Source organism: Streptomyces iranensis (assembly GCF_017874715.1).
Classification (GTDB): domain Bacteria; phylum Actinomycetota; class Actinomycetes; order Streptomycetales; family Streptomycetaceae; genus Streptomyces; species Streptomyces iranensis.
The window spans coordinates 123326-140343 of record NZ_JAGGLR010000022.1 but is presented as its reverse complement, the minus strand read 5'-3'; the positions used below and the strand labels follow the sequence as shown (position 1 = coordinate 140343).

Below are 17018 nucleotides of genomic sequence, written 5' to 3'. Positions count from 1 at the left end.
GCTACTGCCCCTTCTTGTCCGTACGTCCCCGACGGCCGATCATGATCGCGGCCGCGCAGGACAGAACGCCCACCATAGCGAGCACCCACTCGGGGGTCGCACCGACGCGGTCGGCCAGGGTCTTGCCGTCACGCAGCGGGATGCGCGCGGTGAGCACATCTTGCGTGAATTCTTTCGTCCGCTGCTCGATCGTGCCATCCGGGGAGACCACGGCACTGATCCCGCTGGTGGCCGCGGTGATCACCGGCCGGCCGTGTTCGATCGCCCTCAGCTTGGACATGACCAGCTGCTGCTCGGGCTGGCCGCTGCGTCCATAGGTGGCGTTGTTGGTCTGGACGACGATCGCCCGAGCGCCCGCGTTGACCGTGTCGCGCACGATCTCGTCGTAGGCGACCTCGAAGCAGATCACATCGCCGAGCCGCGCCGGGCCGACGTTCAGCACACCGGTGTGATCACCGGGGTAGAAGTCGCGGGGCACCCGCTGCAGCCGGGTGATGACCTTGCTGAGCTCCCGGCGGAAGGGGACGTACTCACCGAAGGGCACCGGGTGCTGCTTGGTGTACGAGGCGCCGGGGCCGCTCTTCGGATCCCAGACGATGCCCTGGTTCTCCACATAGCCCTGTTTGGTCGGATGGTCGACCAGGGCGCCGACCAGCACCGGAACGCCGATCGACTTCACGGCCTCGTCGATCCGGGCGTACGCCTCCCGATACTGGAAGGGATCGAGGTCGGAGGCGTTTTCCGGCCATATGACGAGATCGGGCTTGGCGATCCGGCCCGCCTTGATGTCCTTCGCCAGGTTCAGGGTCGCCTTCACATGGTTGTCGAGGATCATCATCGGCCGGCCCAGGAAGTCCATACCGGGCTGCTGCACATCGCCCTGGACGACGGCGATGTCGACCGAGTCGTCGGCGGCGGTGGGGATGGGCACCGCGAATCCGGCGGCCGTCACGGCGGCCGCGACGGCCACGGCCCCGGCGGCGGGCAGGGCGCGGCGCGGCGAGAAGCCCCCGGCGGCGCGCAGCCGCCACAGGGTGAGCGCGGCACCGGCGAGCGCTCCGCCCGTCAGGGCGACGCCGAAGGTGACCAGCGGGGCGCCGCCGAGCGCGGCGAGCGGGGTGTAGGGCGAGCCGGTGTTGGCGAAGGCCAGCCGGCCCCAGGGGAAGCCGCCGAAGGGCACCCGGTCGCGGGCCCACTCCTCGGCGACCCACAGACAGGCCGTCCACAGCGGCCACAGGGCCGGTACGGGCAGCCGGGAGACCAGGGCCAGGCCCGCCCCCATCAGGGCGAGGAAGGCCGCCTCGATGACGGACAGGCCCACCACCGCGTCCCAGCCCACCACGCTGAGCCACTTCAGCAGCAGCAGGAAGAACGGCACCCCGAAGGCGAAGCCCGTCCAGGCGCCCTGGCGGGCGGTCCGGCCGTGGGTGAGCAGGGCCAGGGCGGCGACGGCCACCAGGGACAGCGGCCACACCCCGAACGGCGGGAAGGCCAGGCCGAGCACGAGCCCGCTGACCGCCGCGAGCGCGCTGCGCCGCGCCTCGCGGCGGGCGAGCAGGCCGAGGCGGCGCAGCCGGCCGGGCCGCCGCTCCCCGGCGGACGGCGTGGCGGACGCCCCGGGGGACGGAGCGGAGGCGGCTATGGGGGCGGAAGCGGCCCCGGGGGCGCTGGAGGCGGCACCGGACGCGGCGGCCCCGGGGCCGGCGGTCCCAGACGCGGCAGACCCGGTCGCGCCGGATTCGCCGCCCTCGACGGCGGCACGGCCCCCGACTGCGTCACGGCCCTCGACGGGCGGCTTACGACCCCCCACGGCGTCACCGCCCTCGACGGGCTCACGACCCCCCACGGCGTCACCGCCCTCAGCGCCATCGGCGCCCTCCGTGGGCGGCGTGGCGGCGGAGCCGGTCGTCCGCTGACCCGGTCGGTCTGCGTCCGGCCCGGTGGGGGCGGCTTCGGCGGTGGTGTCGGAACCCGATGGCACGGTGCGGCCTTCCTACAGGTCGTGCTGTGGTGAGGTGACCGTATAACGCGGGCGCGCGGAAGTGGTCCCGAGGTGCGGATTGTGACCTCGGGGTAGAGAAACGCTTCGGCCATGGCGGGGGTTCCCTCGCCCGGCGGCGGCCCCGCCCCCGCGTCGGGGGGCGGTCCGCCGGTGTGCGCGTGCGGAGTGGGGGCCCGACGCCCTTCGGGCCGACCTGGGACCCGCTGGCTGCGGATCGACCGAGAGCCGTTGTCTACTGAGCGTCCGGGCCCCTCCCGGGTCGCACCTGCCGACCCGGCGATCCCTCCCTCGCCCCCGTGCACTGGACCTGGCTCCCAGTGGTGGCGCACCACGGCGGCGCGTCTCCCTCTGGCCCAGCGGCGTTCGACGACTGCGTGAAGATTCCCCGGTCGGGCGTCCTGTGGTGGACGAGGCCGAACCTACCGGCCACCGACCGCACCCTGTCAACAGCCACATGACCTGCGCCGTTTCCTCAAATGACCAGGTCAGTACGGACGGTGTTCAGATGCCACGACAGGCCGGGGGCTCATCGTTCGGCGGTACGGGGCGCCCGCGCGTCACTCGTCCGGCCGGAGGTGGACGGTGCGTCCGCCCACCACCGTGCGCACGCAGACGGGCAGTTGGCCGCCGGGAGTGAGGTCGGGCAGACCGGGAGTGCCGGAGCGGGGGTCGGTGGACCATCCGGCGACCCGCGTGTCGGGCACCTGCACGATGAGCTCACCGGTCCGCCAGATCGCGTAGTCGGCGGGCGCGCCGGGCGCCAGGACGCCCGCGTCGTCCCGTCCGACGGCCCGCCAGCCGCCGCGGGTGTGGGCGGTGAAGGCGGCGCGGACGGAGATCCGGTGCTCCGGGGTGCGGTGGAAGGCGGCGGCGCGCACGGTGCCCCAGGGGTCGAGCGGGGTGACGGGGCTGTCGGAGCCGAGCGCCAGGGGCACTCCGGCGCGCAGCAGCGCCGCGTAGGGGTTGAGGGTGCGGGCCCGCCCGGGGCCGAGCCGCTGGGCGTACATACCGTCCTCGCCGCCCCACAGGGCGTCGAAGGCGGGCTGGACGGAGGCGGTGAGGCCGAGGTCTGCGAAGGCCGCGATGGTCTCGGGGGTGAACATCTCGGCGTGTTCGACGCGGTGCCGGGCGGCGCGCACGCGGGCGAGCCCGACCTTGTCGGCGGCGGCCCGTACGCCCTCCACGACGGCCGTGACGGCGGCGTCGCCGATGGCGTGGAAACCGGCCTGGATCCCGGCCTCGGTGCAGGCGGTGACATGGGCGGCGACGGCCGCTGCGTCCAGGTAGGCGGTGCCGGTGTGCGGCGTGTCGGCGTAGGGCTGGTGGAGACACGCCGTATGCGAGCCGAGCGCCCCGTCGACGAAGAGGTCGCCCGCCGCGCCGATGGCGCCGAGTTCGCGCACCTTGTCCAGGTCGGAGGCGCTGCTCGCGGCCTCGGCCCAGTAGCCGTACACCCGCGGCCCCGGCTCCCCGGCGGCGAGCTCGAGCAGCCCGGTGAGGTCGTCCTCGGAGGAGATGTCGGGCCCGGCGCATTCGTGGAGGGTGCCGATGCCGAGCGAGGCGGCGCGGGCGAGGGCGGCCCGCTGGGCGTCGGCGCGCTGCCGCTCGGTGACGACCGCGTGGGCGGCGGCGCGTACGGCGTGGTGGGCGGCGCCGGTCAGCGGCGTGTCGGGGTGGTACCCGGACAGGTCCGACACGCCGGGCACGAGGTCCAGGAGTGCGGTGGTGACGACGGCGGAGTGCACATCGATGCGGGTGAGATAGAGGGGGCGGCCGCCGGTCGCCCGGTCCAGCTCGGCCCGGGAGGGCGGCCGCCCCTCGGGCCAGCGGGCGGCGTCCCAGCCGTGGCCGAGCAGCACCCGGTCGGCGGGGTGGGCGGCGGCGTGGGCGCGGACCCGCTCCAGCGCGTCGGCGAGCGTACGGGCACCGGTGAGATCGAGTCCGGTGAGGGCGAGCCCGGTCGCGGTGGTGTGCACATGCGCATCGGTGAAGGCGGGCGTCACCAGTGCCCCGTCCAGCTGGATGACCTCGTCCACTCCGTCCGCGAAGCCGTCCGCGGCCCCTTCTGAGCCGACCCAGGCGACGGTGCCTCGCTCGACGACCATCGCGGTCGCGAACGGATCGGCGGGGCTGTGGACCTCACCTCCGCGCAGCAGGACGGTACGGCCTTCGGGGGCCTGGGCGGGGGTGGGGACGTTCACGGCGGGCTGCCTCGATGGGGGTATGCGATGAGGGGTGCGGGGAGGGCGTTCAGACGCGCGGCGGGCGCGCCTCGTAGGGCGTGGAGAGGACCACGGTGGTGCGGGTGGAGACACCGGCCAGCGAGCGGATCCGGCTGAGCAGGTGCTCCAGCTCCAGCGGGGTCGCGACGCGCACCTTGAGGATGTAGTTCTCGTCTCCCGCGACGCTGTGGCACGCCTCGATCTCGGGCACCTCGGCGAGCCGCTCGGAGATGTCGTCGGGCGCGCTGGGGTCGAAGGGTTTGACCGAGATGAACGCGGTAATGGGAAGCCCGACGGCCTCGGGGTCCACGACGGCGGCATAGCCGCGGATCACGCCCCGCTGCTCGAGACGGCGAACCCGCTGATGCACGGCCGATGTGGACAGGCCGGTGGCCTTGCCCAGGTCCGTGTAGCTCATCCGGCCGTCCTTGACGAGCAAGTCCACGATCTGTCTGTCCAACTCCTCCACAGCCGATCACCTTATGTGGTCGGGAGGGCTCCGGCACAACGGGTAGGCACAGCGGACATAGGCCCCGCTACGCCGCACCTGCACCGGGCATGTGACGAACACCACATGTCCTCATGGGTGTCCTATGAGATGTGGCGATTACCTATGCGGCCGCGAGGGAAATGCTTGCTGTGGTCGAGGCCGACGCGCCTGGCCAGCCCACCCGAGGGGGAAACTCATGCCTCATCTCGAGCGCCTCGACGCAGGCGACATCGATATCCACGAGATCCACGACACCTATGAGATGTTCCGGGTGATCTGCCCGGACTGCGCGCGCCCCATCGCGCTCCTCGCCGACGAGGACGTCCTTCCCGAGCACGCGCTGTGCTCGTCTCCGTGGGACCCGTTCGGGCTCACGGTCTGCGCCGGCACCGGCCGCCGGGTGACCGACGCCGAGCCCGCCGACGCGTCGCTGGACGCGTTCGAGCGGGACGCCGCGCTGCTGCTGACGCTTCCGGCGGGCCTGGACTGGCGGACGCAGCCGTTCTCCCACCTCGGCGGGCCCGGCTCCCGGCCGGTCCGGTTCTCGATGACGCGGGGGTAGGGATACGGCGGGGGCGCAGGCCGCGCCCCCAACCGAAACACCGGCCCCAACCGAAACTCCGGCCTCAGCCGAAACTCCGGCCTCAGCCGACCTCAGGTCCCGCGAGAGCGCGGGCGATGACCACCCGCTGGATCTGGTTGGTGCCCTCCACGATCTGGAGGACCTTCGCCTCGCGCATATAGCGCTCGACCGGGAAGTCCACCGTGTAGCCGTATCCGCCCAGCAGTTGGACGGCGTCGGTGGTGATCCGCATCGCGGCGTCCGTGCAGAACAGCTTGGCCATCGCCGCCTGCTTGGAGAACGGCCGCCCCGCGTCCCGCAGCCGTGCCGCCGTCAGGTACAGGGCGCGCCCGGCCTCGATCTGCGTGGCCATGTCGGCGAGCATGAAGCGCAAGCCCTGGAAGTCGGCTATCGGCCGGCCGAACTGCCGCCGCTGCGCGGTGTACGCGAGCGCCTCGTCCAGCGCCGCCTGGGCGACGCCGACGGCGCAGGCCGCGATGCCGAGACGGCCCGCGTCGAGGGCGGACAGGGCGATCGCGAACCCCTGGCCCTCCTCGCCGATGCGGCGGGCGTCGGGGACCCGCACCCCGTCGAGGTGGATCTGGGAGGTCGGCGAACCGGCCATGCCCATCTTGTGCTCGGGTGCGGCCGCCGAGAGCCCGGGGGCGTCGGCGGGCACGAGGAAGGCGCTGATGCCGCGGGTGCGCTCGGGGCCGGTGCGGGCGAGCACGGCGTAGAAGTCGGCGATGCCGCCGTGGGTGATCCACGCCTTGGTGCCCTCGAGCGTCCAGGTGTCCCCGTCGCGGGTGGCCCGGGTGGTGAGCCCGGCCGCGTCGGAGCCGGAGGAGGGCTCGGAGAGGCAGTACGCGCCGAGCAGTCCGCCGCCCAGCATCGCGGGAAGGTGCTCGGCCAGCTGCTCCTTGCTGCCGTAGCCGGCGAGGGCGTGGCAGGCCAGGGTGTGGACGCTGACGCCGAGGCCGACGGTCAGCCGGGCCGCGGCGAGCTCCTCGAGGACCTGGAGGTAGACCTCGTACGGCTGGTCGCCGCCGCCGAACTCCTCGGGGTGGACCAGCCCCAGCAGCCCGGACTCGGACAGCAGGGTGAACAGCTCGCGGGGGAAGCGCCCGGCGGCCTCCTCCTCGGCGGCCCGGGGCTTGATCTCCCGTTCGATCAGCTCGCGGACGAGCGAGATCAGGTCGCGGGCCTCTTCGGTGGGCAGCTCACGCTCCACCGGCTGCGGGCCGTGATCGGTCATGGCGGCGCTCTCCTCTCCCCTGGTCAGGCGCTTCGGCGGCGTGCGCCGGGGTGAGGCGGCGCCACCGGTGATGCTGCCGCCGGCCGGTCGGCCCGTCGGATCGCGCACGGTGATGACCTGCACTGCGGCGGTTGGAGTATGCCCGATCCGGAGCCATCCGGTACCGGTCGCCCGATCTTCAACCAAATTCACACATGGGTGCACCCACCACCTTCCTCCACACACTCCCACCAACGTCGCACGCATGGAGCAAATTGGCCCAGACCATTGACCCCACTGGTCTAGTCCTTCTACCTTTTCCCCACCCTGTCCTGCGCGTTCATGTCAAGCTATGGGCAGGTCGTCGGGCAGTTCACTCTCCCCTCACCCCCCACCGAGGAGATTCCATGCTCAGACCAGGCAGACTGTCCGCCGCGCTCGCGGCGATCTGTACGGCGGTGCTGACCGCCACTCTGCTCGCGGGCTCGGCAGCGGCCGGTGAACCCCGGAGCGCCGACATACCCCAGGCCACGTCCAAGGCCGCGGCCACGTCCAAGGCCGCCAAGACCCCCACGACGAAGGCCGCCGGCAACAAGGTGGTCGGCTACTTCACCGAATGGGGCATCTACCAGCGCAACTACCACGTCAAGAACGTCGAGACCTCGGGCTCGGCCGCCAAGCTCACCCACATCAACTACGCCTTCGGCAATGTCACCGGCGGCAAGTGCGCCATCGGCGACTCCTACGCCGACTACGACAAGGCGTACGACGCGGCGAGCAGCGTCGACGGCCAGGCCGACACCTGGGACGCGGGCGCCCTGCGCGGCAACTTCAACCAGCTGCGCAAGCTCAAGAAGCTCCACCCCGGTCTGAAGGTGCTGTGGTCCTTCGGCGGCTGGACCTGGTCCTCCGGGTTCACCGAGGCCGCCAAGAACCCCGCGGCCTTCGCCCAGTCCTGCTACGACCTGGTCGAGGACCCGCGCTGGGCGGATGTCTTCGACGGCATCGACATCGACTGGGAGTACCCCAACGCCTGCGGCCTCTCCTGCGACACCAGCGGTAAGGACGCCTTCAAGAACCTGATGTCCGCCGTGCGCGCCAAGTTCGGTTCCTCCAACCTGGTGACCGCGGCGATCACGGCCGACGCCTCCTCCGGCGGCAAGATCGAGGCCGCCGACTACGCGGGCGCCGCGAGTTACGTCGACTGGTACAACCCGATGACGTACGACTTCTTCGGCGCGTGGGCCGCACAGGGCCCCACCGCCCCGCACTCCCCGCTCAACTCCTACAACGGCATTCCGCAGCAGGGCTTCAACACCGACGCCGCCATCAGCAAGCTCAAGGGCCTCGGCATCCCGGCCTCGAAGCTCCTGCTGGGCATCGGCTTCTACGGACGCGGCTGGAGCGGCGTCACCCAGGACGCCCCCGGTGGCACGGCGACCGGTGCCGCGCCCGGCACCTACGAGGCGGGCATCGAGGACTACAAGGTGCTCAAGGGCTCCTGCCCGGCGACCGGCACGGTCGCGGGCACGGCCTACGCGCACTGCGGCAACCAGTGGTGGAGCTACGACACCCCCGCCACCATCGCCGGGAAGATGAACTACAAGCAGCAGCAGGGCCTGGGCGGCACCTTCTTCTGGGAGCTCAGCGGCGACACCGCGAACGGTGAGCTGATCAAGTCCATCAGCTGACCCCACACCAACGCCCCTGATCGACGCGGGCGGGGAGCCATCACCGGCTCCCCGCCCGCTTCGTCGTGCGCGCCCGCGCACAACCGGCCCATCGGCGTCAAGCGTTCAAGCGGCGCACGAGGGGGCGCGAGGAGCGTATGTGGAGAAGACCCCCCGGTAACTCCGCGTACTCCCTGTGAACGCGCTCCGTCCGGGGCTCGTACCTCAACGCGGCTTGTTCTGGCTATTGCGGGGCATCCGCCCCACAAGGAAATCTGAGCGCACGGGTGGCCCGCTCCACTCCGCGCGCGTGAACCAAAGGAACGATCATGAGCTCCGAGCAGTGCCCGAGCTGTGGCGGCCAACTCGCCGTGAACCAGGACGGGTGGAAGATCTGCCACTCCTGCGGCTATGCCTCCCCGCCCGGGGTCGTGCCCGCCCCCTCCTTGCCCGCGCATACCTGACCCGCCGACTCCTCCCGCCGCCCGATCCGTGAAAGCCTGAGACTCCGCACCTCCCCGTTCCGCCCCTCCCCGTACCGCTGAGCGAGGCACCATGGTCAATCCCTGGCTGGCGATGGCGTCAGGCACCGACCCCGCCGAGCGCACCCGCGACGTGCGCCGCGCCCATGAGGCGTTTCTGACGGAGGGGGCGGTGAGTCCGGCCGTACGGCCGGTGGTGGCGGAGTCCTGGCGGCGCTCGGCCGACGCCCGGGTCACCCAGGAGTGCAAGGCGCCGATCGACCTGACGGACGACGCGCTGGACACCTATCGCGCGGACCATCCGCTGGCCCGGGTGATGCCGCTGTTCCGGGAGTTGCTGGGCACCATCGCCTACGACGGGGCCCATCTGCTCGCGGTCTGCGACGAGCAGGGCCGGCTGCTGTGGGTGGAGGGGCACGCGGGGGTACGGAACCGGGCCGAGGGGATGAACTTCGTGGCCGGGGCGCGCTGGGACGAGCGCCACGCGGGCACCAACGCGCCCGGGACGGCACTCACCGTCGACCACGCGGTGCAGATCTTCGCCACCGAGCACTTCAACCGCAGTGTGCAGCCGTGGACCTGCGCGGCCGCCCCGCTCCACGATCCGCACACCGGGCGGCTGCTGGGCGCGGTGGACATCACCGGCGGGGACCATCTGGCCGCCCCGCACAGCCTCGCCCTGGTCCAGGCGACCGCCCGAGCCGCCGAGGCCCAGCTGGGCGCCGAGGTGCCGCGGAAACGCGAGCCGCGGATCTCGCTGACGGCGCTGGGGCGGGACGAGGCGCTGCTGGTCGTCGACGGACGGCGGCTGCGGCTCGGGCGGCGGCACAGCGAGATCATGGTGCTGCTGGCCGGCCATCCGGAGGGTCTTTCGGGCGACCGGCTGACGCTCGAGCTGTACGGGCCACGGGCCGACGACCGCTCCCCGGTGACGCTGCGGGCCGAGCTGTCCCGGCTGCGCCGCCTGGTGGGCCCGCTGCTGGGCTCGCGCCCGTACCGGCTCTGCACACCCGTGCGCACCGATCTGGCGGACGCCGCCGAGGCGTTGACCTCCGGCGACGCCTACACGGCGGTGCGGGCGTACAGCGGGCCGCTGCTGCCGCTGTCGGAGGCGCCGGGGGTCTGCCGGATGCGGCGGGTGCTGGAGGACGGGGTGCGGCGCGCCGTGCTGTCCCACGGCGATCCTGAGCTGCTGCGGCGCTGGGCGCAGACACCGTGGGGCGAGGACGATCTGGAGGTCGCGGAGGCGCTGCTGACCATCATTCCGGCGCATGCGCCCGGACGGGCGGCTCCGGCGGCGCGGGTGCGGCGGCTGCGGGAGCTGTACGGGCTGCCGGGCGGCGCCCACCAGGGCAGCCATGAGGGCGAAGCCCTGCGCCACCAAGGCGGCCATGAGCACGGAGCCCTGCGGCAAGGAGGCGGCCACCTGAACGCAACGTCGGCGCAACGTGGCCGCGCCTAGCCTCCCCGTCGGCTCCGCCCGCGTCGGCGCGGGCGGAGCCTGGACGCGCACCCGAACGACGCGTCCGACAACGGGACCCACCACGCGTACACCAGGGAGGCCGCCCCATGACGCGTTTCGCAAGCCCCGGCTCCGAGGGCTCGGTCGTCACGTATCAGCCGCGCTATGACCACTGGATCGGCGGGGAGTACGTACCGCCGGCCCAGGGCCGCTACTTCGAGAACCCCACCCCCGTCAACGGACAGCCCTTCACCGAGATCGCCCGGGGCACCGCCGAGGACGTCGAGCGGGCCCTGGACGCCGCCCACGCGGCCGCCCCCGCCTGGGGCCGTACGGCGCCCGCCGAGCGCGCCTCGGTGCTGCTGAAGATCGCCGATCGGATGGAGCAGAACCTGGAGGCCCTCGCGGTCGCCGAGAGCTGGGAGAACGGCAAGCCGGTACGGGAGACACTGGCCGCCGACATCCCGCTCGCCATCGACCACTTCCGCTACTTCGCGGGAGCCATCCGGGCCCAGGAGGGCAGCCTCTCCGAGATCGACCACGACACGATCGCGTACCACTTCCATGAGCCGCTGGGCGTGGTCGCCCAGATCATCCCGTGGAACTTCCCCATCCTGATGGCCACCTGGAAGCTGGCCCCGGCGCTGGCCGCGGGCAACGCGGTGGTGCTGAAGCCGGCCGAGCAGACGCCCGCCTCGATCCACGTCTGGATGAACCTGGTGGCCGATCTGCTGCCACCGGGTGTGGTCAACATCGTCAACGGCTTCGGCGTGGAGGCCGGGAAGCCGCTGGCGTCCAACTCCCGGGTGGCCAAGGTCGCCTTCACCGGGGAGACCACCACCGGCCGCCTGATCATGCAGTACGCGAGCGAGAACCTGATCCCGGTCACCCTGGAGCTCGGCGGCAAGAGCCCGAACATCTTCTTCGACGATGTCTCGGCCACCGACGACGACTTCATGGACAAGGCGCTGGAAGGGTTCACCATGTTCGCCCTCAACCAGGGCGAGGTGTGCACCTGTCCCTCGCGCGCCCTGGTCCAGGGCGGCCACTACCAGGCGTTCATGGACGCGGCCGTGGCCCGTACCGAGAAGATCACGCAGGGGCATCCGCTGGACACCGACACCATGATCGGCGCCCAGGCGTCCAACGACCAGCTCGAGAAGATCCTGTCGTACCTGGACATCGGCCGGCAGGAGGGCGCCCGCGTCCTCACCGGCGGCAGCCGCGCCGAGCTCGGCGGTGAGCTGGAGGGCGGCTACTACGTCGAGCCCACGATCTTCGAGGGCGACAACCGTATGCGGGTCTTCCAGGAGGAGATCTTCGGGCCGGTGGTCGCGGTGACGCGGTTCGGCGACTTCGACGACGCGATCGGGATCGCCAACGACACGCTCTACGGGCTGGGCGCGGGGGTGTGGACCCGGGACGGCTCGACCGCGTACCGGGCCGGGCGCGCCATCCAGGCGGGCCGGGTGTGGACCAACTGCTACCACGCCTACCCGGCGCACGCCGCCTTCGGCGGCTACAAGCAGTCCGGGATCGGCCGCGAGACCCACAAGATGATGCTGGACCACTACCAGCAGACGAAGAATCTGCTGGTGTCGTACTCGCCGAAGAAGCTCGGCTTCTTCTGAGCACCGCAACAGGGCGCCTGACGAGGGCGGATACCCGTCAGGCGCCCTGTCGGCGCACGGGTACCGATGCCGGAGAAGACGGACGGGCTCAGACGTTGATCACGGTCTTCCCGATCGTCCGCCTGCTCTCGGCCAGTTCGTGGGCTGCTCTCATCGTGTCCACACTCAGGCCGCTGAGCACCGTCGTGGCGATGGGACGCAGCCGGCCCGCGGCGACATCCGCTGCCAGTTCGGCGAGGATTCTGCCCTGGCCGGCGATGTCGCCACCGGCCATGATCTTGCTGAAGACGGTTTCGGTGTGCAGCGACACCGATTTGCCGACGAGCGGTCCAAGGTCGAGCGGACCGTTCAGATCGATGACGGCAAGGTGACCGAATGGCCGCAGGATCTCGGCGATCCAGCCGACATTGCCGATGGTCCCCGAAGTGGACAACACCAGGTCGATCCGGTCGGCACCGGCGTCACGCAGTTGACCGGGCACGTTTCCGGTGTGGTCGACGACCACATCCGCTCCCATCCTCGTGCACCACTCGCGTGATTCGGGACGCGAGGCCGTGCTCGCCACCAGGGCCGAGGTTCCGCTCTTCAGCAGCTGGAATCCTCGCCACCACACGATGGTCGACCGCGAGCCGCTCCGCCCAGGCGCCGTCTCGTGACATGTCTCCGGTGCCCATGACGCGATCGCCGACTGCGAAGCCCGTGGCTTCCGGTCCCACGGCTTCCACCACCCCGGCGAACTCCCACCCCAGGATGATTCGTCCGCCCGGTTCAGCGCTGCGCATCTGCCGGATCGCCGCTTCACCCGGAGTGATTCCCACGGCACGGATCCCGACGAGCAGATCCGTGTCAAGCCGGAGAGCGTGCGTGAACACTTTTTGATGCCAGGTATCATCACAATGGGCGAGATATCGGCCTCGGCCCGCACGCAGCGGTGCCGTCTTGTCGAGGAGGTGTCCGAGGTGCCACGCATCACCCAGGAGCAGAAGAAGCTCAACCGCGAAAAGATCGTCCGGGCAGCAGGCGAAGGCTTCAGGCTGCACGGCATCGACGGGATCGGCATCGAGGAGCTGATGAAGACCGCCGGGATGACGCACGGAGGCTTTTACAACCACTTCTCCTCGAAGGAAGACCTCGCCCTCGAAGTCTACCGTCAGGGCTTCGCCGACTCGCTCAACGCGCTCGCCGCCATCCGCAAGGCACATCCCCGCTCCGCCCGAGCAGCCCTGCACGACATGGTCGACGTATACGTGACGGCCGCCCACCGTGATCACCCGGAAACCGGCTGCGCCTCAGCCGCCCTGGCAGTCGATGCCGGACGCCACGGCGCCACATCTCAGGCCGAGTACCGGCGCGGGCTTGAGGGATACTTCAGCACCATCACCGAGATGGTGCTCGATCGCGCGCACCAATCCGGCACCGAACCGACTGCGGCAGAAGCCCGCGAACAGGCAGTGGCGCTGTTCTGCCAGATGGTCGGCGCGCTGGTGGTCTCCCGCGCCGTCGCCGAGGCCGACCCCGGGCTGTCCGACGAAGTCCTGACAGCCAACCGCAAACAGCTCAGGCAGAGCTAAGACGGCGGTGTGGGCGAGCCGTTCCGCGTGGTGTTTGACGTAGGCGTTGTCCCGGGTCGGCCCCGCGCCAGTGGGGGAGTTCGGCGAAGGCCGAACCGGTCCGGCCGGCCCAAGGCGACCGGATACAGTGCGCGAGACGGCAGCTTGGTCAGGGAGGGGAAGCGTGACCGACACCAGCAACACCCGGCCCGCCGAGGGTGAAGCGCGAGCGCCGCGGCAGAGCCGACTGCGCCGCCTGATGCGCTTCATCCCCATGATCGCCCCCGTCCTGCTGTGGGCCGTGCCCTGCTGGGTGCTCCTGCACAGCGGCCAGCACTGGCCGCTGCCCGTCACGCTGGTCGGCACCGCCCTGTTCGCCCTCGGCCTCATCGGTATGCCGCTCGCGATGGTGCGGGGCCACGGCCGGCGCCAGCAGGACCGGGCGGCGATCGTCGGTGACACCCTGCTGGGCACCAGCTGGACTCTGTTCACCTGGTCCGTTCTGCTCGGCGTCCTCTTGCGGCTCGCCCTGACCGTGGCCGGCGTCGGCGAGAGCCAGGACCGGGCCCGAATCGTCACCTGGGCCGTCCTCGGCACGACCGCCGTACTGCTCGGCTGGGGGTACGCCGAGGCCCGCCGCGTGCCACGCGTGCGCCGACTCGACGTGCAACTCCCGCGGCTGGGGCCTGGGTTGGACGGCATCCGCGTCGCCCTCATCACCGACACCCACTACGGCCCGCTCGATCGCACTCGCTGGTCGGCGCGGGTGTGCGAGACGGTGAACACTCTGGAAGCCGACCTGGTCTGCCACACCGGCGACATCGCGGACGGCACGGCCGAACGCCGCCGCGCCCAGGCCGCCCCACTCGGTACCGTGCGGGCCACCCGGGCCCGGGTATACGTCACCGGCAACCACGAGTACCACAGCGAGGCCCAGGGCTGGGTCGACCTGATGGACGAGCTGGGCTGGGAGCCGCTGCGCAACCGCCATCTGCTGCTCGAACGCGGAGGCGACACCCTCGTGGTCGCCGGAGTGGACGACGTCACCGCCGAGTCCTCCGGCCTGCCAGGCCACCGCGCCCACCTCGCCGGAGCCCTGACCGGCGCCGACCCCGACCTACCCGTCCTGCTCCTGGCGCACCAGCCCAAGTTCATCGACCGGGCAGCAGCCGCCGGCATCGACCTCCAACTCTCCGGCCACACCCACGGCGGCCAGATATGGCCCTTCCACCACCTCGTCCGCATCGACCAGCCCGCCCTCGCCGGCCTCAGCCACCACGGCCCCCGCACCCTCCTCTACACCAGCCGCGGCACCGGCTTCTGGGGCCCGCCGTTCCGCGTCTTCGCCCCCAGCGAGATCACCCTGCTCGTGCTCCGCTCCCCGCACCCGCCCGCCTCGATATAGCACTCCGGCTTATCAGTCCCCCGGCGCCGCGTCCGTGGCGGCGATCGCGCAGACCGGACGGGTGCGGGCGGCGTACGAGCGGGCCGCGGCGATCAGTCCGAAGCCCAGGCCGCCGAAGGCCAGCCCGCCGAAGAGCACCATCCAGGTGATTCCCGCGCTGGAGGTGAACGCCCCGTCCGGTTTGATCCTGGGCAGCACACCCGTGGCGCTGAGCGGGGCGTAGATCACGAGGACGACGCCGTACACCGACAGGCCGATGGCCGACAGCCACGCCGGGAGGAGTGGCAGGAGCCGGGGCACCCGCCGCCCGGTGAGGAGAAGCGTCCAGCGTGGGAACACCTGGCCCCAGGGGTACATCAACCCCAGCAGCAGGAAGATCCCGGCCAGCGCGGCCAGGACGGTGACGTCGACGCCCACTGAGGCGAGCGCCTTGGCCGCGCCCGAGCCGCCCGCGTTCTCCTCGCGCCACTTCTCCGCCGTGACGCTCAGCGCGTCGCCGCCGAGCGTCCAGATGGTCTTGACGACCGCCCACGGCAGAAGCCCGCTCATCAGCAGGTACACCTGGACCCGGGTCCGCCGGGACGCCACGGAGGCGGGCGGGTGGGCCAGCGGCCCGCTGCCGTCGCCGGTGTGCCCGGCCCCGCACCGCGGGCACCGGCCCCGCAGCCGCCGCCGGTGGGAGAGGCCGACCAGCAGCAGCAGGGCCAGGCCCACGGTGTTCAGCAGGACATGGGCGAAGCCGGTGGCGCTCTCCACGCCCGATAACGACGCCAAGGTGACGACGTACGCGGGCAGGCTCGCCATGCCCATCGCGAAGACGGGGATCGCCACGGCCAGCACCGCCGCCACCGCCACCCGGCCGCGCCGCGCAAGTGGCCGGGGGGTGGCCAGGCAGGCCCCGGCGGCCAGCAGGGCGAGGGCGGCCAGCGCGAGTTGGACGCCGGATGCGTAGGCCACATGCGGCGACCAGGGCACGGTGGTGCCCGCGGCGGCCCAGACCACCTGGACGGCGGCGTACCCCACGCCCCACACCGCGGTGGCGTGGGGCGCCCACCGGGGCCACCGCCGCGGCCACGCCCGCCACGTGGGCTCCGGGGACGGCAGCCCGGGGCCGGGGTGGGCCGGGGTTTGCGCGGAAACAGTCACCGTGACCTCCGGTTTCGCGGTGCCGACAGTCCAGCCTGTCCCGTGGGGGCGGCGGGCGCATCCGTCCCGCGGGCGCACCGCCTCCGCCGCGCGGGGGAGGTTGGATGCGCCTCGCGGATGACACCCCGACACCCCGCCCCTCCCCGCACGTCCCGCGGGGCCGGGCGGATCAGAACAGGACATTTCCATTGCCGGCCCGGTGGGCCCGGGTACGGCGGTGGTCCAGATGGATGAAGGTGCGGTGCAGCCACCGGTCGTAGCCGTCGTACTTGGGCTGGTATGCGGTGCGCCCGTGGATGGCGATGCGGTTGTCCACGACGGCCATCTCCCCCGGCCGCAGGACCAGCGTCCGCGCGGCCTGGAGGAACGCGCCCCGCAGAGCCTCCATCGCCACCTTCGCCTCGTCGTCGTCGGTGGTCGTCGCGTGAAAGTCCACCTTCACGTCGGGATCGTCCGGGTCCCCCCTGAGCACCGCGTGCGCGGGGTCGGGGCCGCCGCCGCTGAAGGACGGCGGCGGGGTGGTGGTGAAGCGCTCCTCCCGCAGGACGCGCAGCGTCCCGGGGCTCAGCAGTCCCAGGGCGGTACGGATCGACGACACCATCGTGCCGGCGTTCAGGGGCTGGTCGTTGCGCAGACAGAGCAGGCCGACGTAGTCGGGGCAGTGTGGATGGAACGCGTTCTCCACGTGCATCTCCAGCGGGGTGGAGCCGGCGTTGCTCTGCGACTCCTCGCGGCCGGGCACGGGCACCACGTTCTGGACGAGCGCACCGGACTTCTCGTCCCGGTACGCCGCTATCTCGCCGATCTGCAGGGTGACCATCACGGCGACGGCAGCGGGCACGGTGGCGGTGCGCTCCACCGACTCGGGCACGGTGGGAGTCAGAGGCAACTCCGCTTCGTCCACCGGCAGATTGCGCACGATCAGGACGCCGTCCCGGCCGGGGTCGTGGCGGAAGAGGCGGGTGGCCTCCCGCAGCCGCGCCGGAAGACGGCAGGACATTCTCCGGGCCTCGGCCACCCAGTGCGGATCGTCGATGAGGCCGGGCGCGGTGGCGGCCAGTTCGGCCGCCACCGCGCCCGTCTCCCGGCGGTCCGCGGCGGACAGGTTCACAGTGGTCATGTCTCTCCTAGAGGTCCTCGGGGCTGACCTGACGCCGGCACT

At 71.9% G+C, this 17018-nt stretch carries 15 protein-coding genes; 7 read left to right on the top strand and 8 right to left on the bottom strand.

Going from position 1 to position 17018, the window contains the following annotated elements:
- Position 1 precedes the first annotated feature (1 nt).
- The 3 genes from lnt to J2Z30_RS34715 all read right to left on the bottom strand — a co-directional run bounded on the left by lnt (position 2) and on the right by J2Z30_RS34715 (position 4693).
- Entirely contained in the window at positions 2–1981 is a 1980-nt protein-coding gene (lnt, locus tag J2Z30_RS34725) for an apolipoprotein N-acyltransferase (protein ID WP_372453356.1), read from the bottom strand.
- Positions 1982–2559: 578 nt separating this feature from the next.
- On the bottom strand, positions 2560–4107 hold the full coding sequence (locus J2Z30_RS34720; RefSeq protein ID WP_245388793.1) for an amidohydrolase: 1548 nt from the start codon (positions 4105–4107) through the stop codon (positions 2560–2562).
- 145 nt (positions 4108–4252) lie between these two features.
- On the bottom strand, positions 4253–4693 hold the full coding sequence (locus tag J2Z30_RS34715) for an Lrp/AsnC family transcriptional regulator (RefSeq protein ID WP_044568435.1): 441 nt from the start codon (positions 4691–4693) through the stop codon (positions 4253–4255).
- A 217-nt stretch (positions 4694–4910) separates the two neighbouring features.
- Between J2Z30_RS34715 and J2Z30_RS34710 the strand changes: the two genes are divergently transcribed.
- Entirely contained in the window at positions 4911–5276 is a 366-nt protein-coding gene (locus J2Z30_RS34710) for a hypothetical protein (protein WP_044568437.1), read from the top strand.
- An 82-nt stretch (positions 5277–5358) separates the two neighbouring features.
- Here the strand turns inward: J2Z30_RS34710 and J2Z30_RS34705 are convergent, their stop codons facing one another.
- Complete coding sequence (locus tag J2Z30_RS34705) at positions 5359–6531, bottom strand: acyl-CoA dehydrogenase family protein (protein WP_044581070.1); 1173 nt, start codon at positions 6529–6531, stop codon at positions 5359–5361.
- 386 nt (positions 6532–6917) lie between these two features.
- Between J2Z30_RS34705 and J2Z30_RS34700 the strand changes: the two genes are divergently transcribed.
- From J2Z30_RS34700 to adh, 4 genes are all read left to right on the top strand, one after another.
- Positions 6918–8201, top strand: coding sequence for a glycoside hydrolase family 18 protein (locus tag J2Z30_RS34700; protein ID WP_044568438.1), 1284 nt, complete (start codon positions 6918–6920; stop codon positions 8199–8201).
- A gap of 308 nt (positions 8202–8509) precedes the next feature.
- Positions 8510–8644, top strand: coding sequence for a hypothetical protein (locus tag J2Z30_RS51105; RefSeq protein ID WP_262704163.1), 135 nt, complete (start codon positions 8510–8512; stop codon positions 8642–8644).
- Between the two features lie 91 nt (positions 8645–8735).
- Positions 8736–10124: a GAF domain-containing protein gene (locus tag J2Z30_RS34695; protein WP_044568439.1), complete on the top strand. Its 1389-nt coding sequence runs from the start codon at positions 8736–8738 to the stop codon at positions 10122–10124.
- Between the two features lie 107 nt (positions 10125–10231).
- On the top strand, positions 10232–11755 hold the full coding sequence (gene adh, locus J2Z30_RS34690; protein WP_044568440.1) for an aldehyde dehydrogenase: 1524 nt from the start codon (positions 10232–10234) through the stop codon (positions 11753–11755).
- Between the two features lie 88 nt (positions 11756–11843).
- Here adh and J2Z30_RS34685 read toward each other — a convergent pair whose 3' ends face one another.
- Complete coding sequence (locus tag J2Z30_RS34685; protein WP_209468958.1) at positions 11844–12272, bottom strand: zinc-binding dehydrogenase; 429 nt, start codon at positions 12270–12272, stop codon at positions 11844–11846.
- Complete coding sequence (locus tag J2Z30_RS51855; RefSeq protein ID WP_372453361.1) at positions 12217–12573, bottom strand: alcohol dehydrogenase catalytic domain-containing protein; 357 nt, start codon at positions 12571–12573, stop codon at positions 12217–12219. Before J2Z30_RS51855 ends, J2Z30_RS34685 begins: the two co-directional genes overlap by 56 nt.
- 42 nt (positions 12574–12615) lie before the next feature.
- Between J2Z30_RS51855 and J2Z30_RS34675 the strand changes: the two genes are divergently transcribed.
- Both J2Z30_RS34675 and J2Z30_RS34670 read left to right on the top strand, forming a co-directional pair.
- Positions 12616–13326, top strand: a complete 711-nt coding sequence (locus J2Z30_RS34675) for a TetR/AcrR family transcriptional regulator (protein ID WP_308280199.1) — start codon at positions 12616–12618, stop codon at positions 13324–13326.
- Between the two features lie 163 nt (positions 13327–13489).
- A complete protein-coding gene (locus tag J2Z30_RS34670) occupies positions 13490–14710 on the top strand; it encodes a metallophosphoesterase (protein WP_044568442.1) in 1221 nt (406 codons plus the stop codon).
- Positions 14711–14722: 12 nt separating this feature from the next.
- Here J2Z30_RS34670 and J2Z30_RS34665 read toward each other — a convergent pair whose 3' ends face one another.
- Together J2Z30_RS34665 and J2Z30_RS34660 are read right to left on the bottom strand one after the other, a co-directional pair.
- Positions 14723–15856, bottom strand: coding sequence for a hypothetical protein (locus J2Z30_RS34665; protein WP_308280198.1), 1134 nt, complete (start codon positions 15854–15856; stop codon positions 14723–14725).
- 169 nt (positions 15857–16025) lie between these two features.
- Positions 16026–16976 carry a TauD/TfdA family dioxygenase gene (locus J2Z30_RS34660; protein WP_044568444.1) on the bottom strand — a complete coding sequence of 317 codons (951 nt, stop codon included), beginning with the start codon at positions 16974–16976 and terminating at the stop codon, positions 16026–16028.
- Between the last annotated feature and the right edge of the window lie 42 nt (positions 16977–17018).

What these genes read in the sequence shown, in the direction of transcription:
- J2Z30_RS34720 (WP_245388793.1), bottom strand. Translation starts at nt 4,107, where the DNA reads ATGGTCGTCGAGCGAGGCACCGTCGCCTGGGTCGGCTCAGAAGGGGCC.
- J2Z30_RS34710 (WP_044568437.1), top strand. Translation starts at nt 4,911, where the DNA reads ATGCCTCATCTCGAGCGCCTCGACGCAGGCGACATCGATATCCACGAG.
- J2Z30_RS34705 (WP_044581070.1), bottom strand. Translation starts at nt 6,531, where the DNA reads ATGACCGATCACGGCCCGCAGCCGGTGGAGCGTGAGCTGCCCACCGAA.
- J2Z30_RS34700 (WP_044568438.1), top strand. Translation starts at nt 6,918, where the DNA reads ATGCTCAGACCAGGCAGACTGTCCGCCGCGCTCGCGGCGATCTGTACG.
- J2Z30_RS51105 (WP_262704163.1), top strand. Translation starts at nt 8,510, where the DNA reads ATGAGCTCCGAGCAGTGCCCGAGCTGTGGCGGCCAACTCGCCGTGAAC.
- J2Z30_RS34695 (WP_044568439.1), top strand. Translation starts at nt 8,736, where the DNA reads ATGGTCAATCCCTGGCTGGCGATGGCGTCAGGCACCGACCCCGCCGAG.
- adh (WP_044568440.1), top strand. Translation starts at nt 10,232, where the DNA reads ATGACGCGTTTCGCAAGCCCCGGCTCCGAGGGCTCGGTCGTCACGTAT.
- J2Z30_RS34685 (WP_209468958.1), bottom strand. Translation starts at nt 12,272, where the DNA reads ATGGGAGCGGATGTGGTCGTCGACCACACCGGAAACGTGCCCGGTCAA.
- J2Z30_RS34660 (WP_044568444.1), bottom strand. Translation starts at nt 16,976, where the DNA reads ATGACCACTGTGAACCTGTCCGCCGCGGACCGCCGGGAGACGGGCGCG.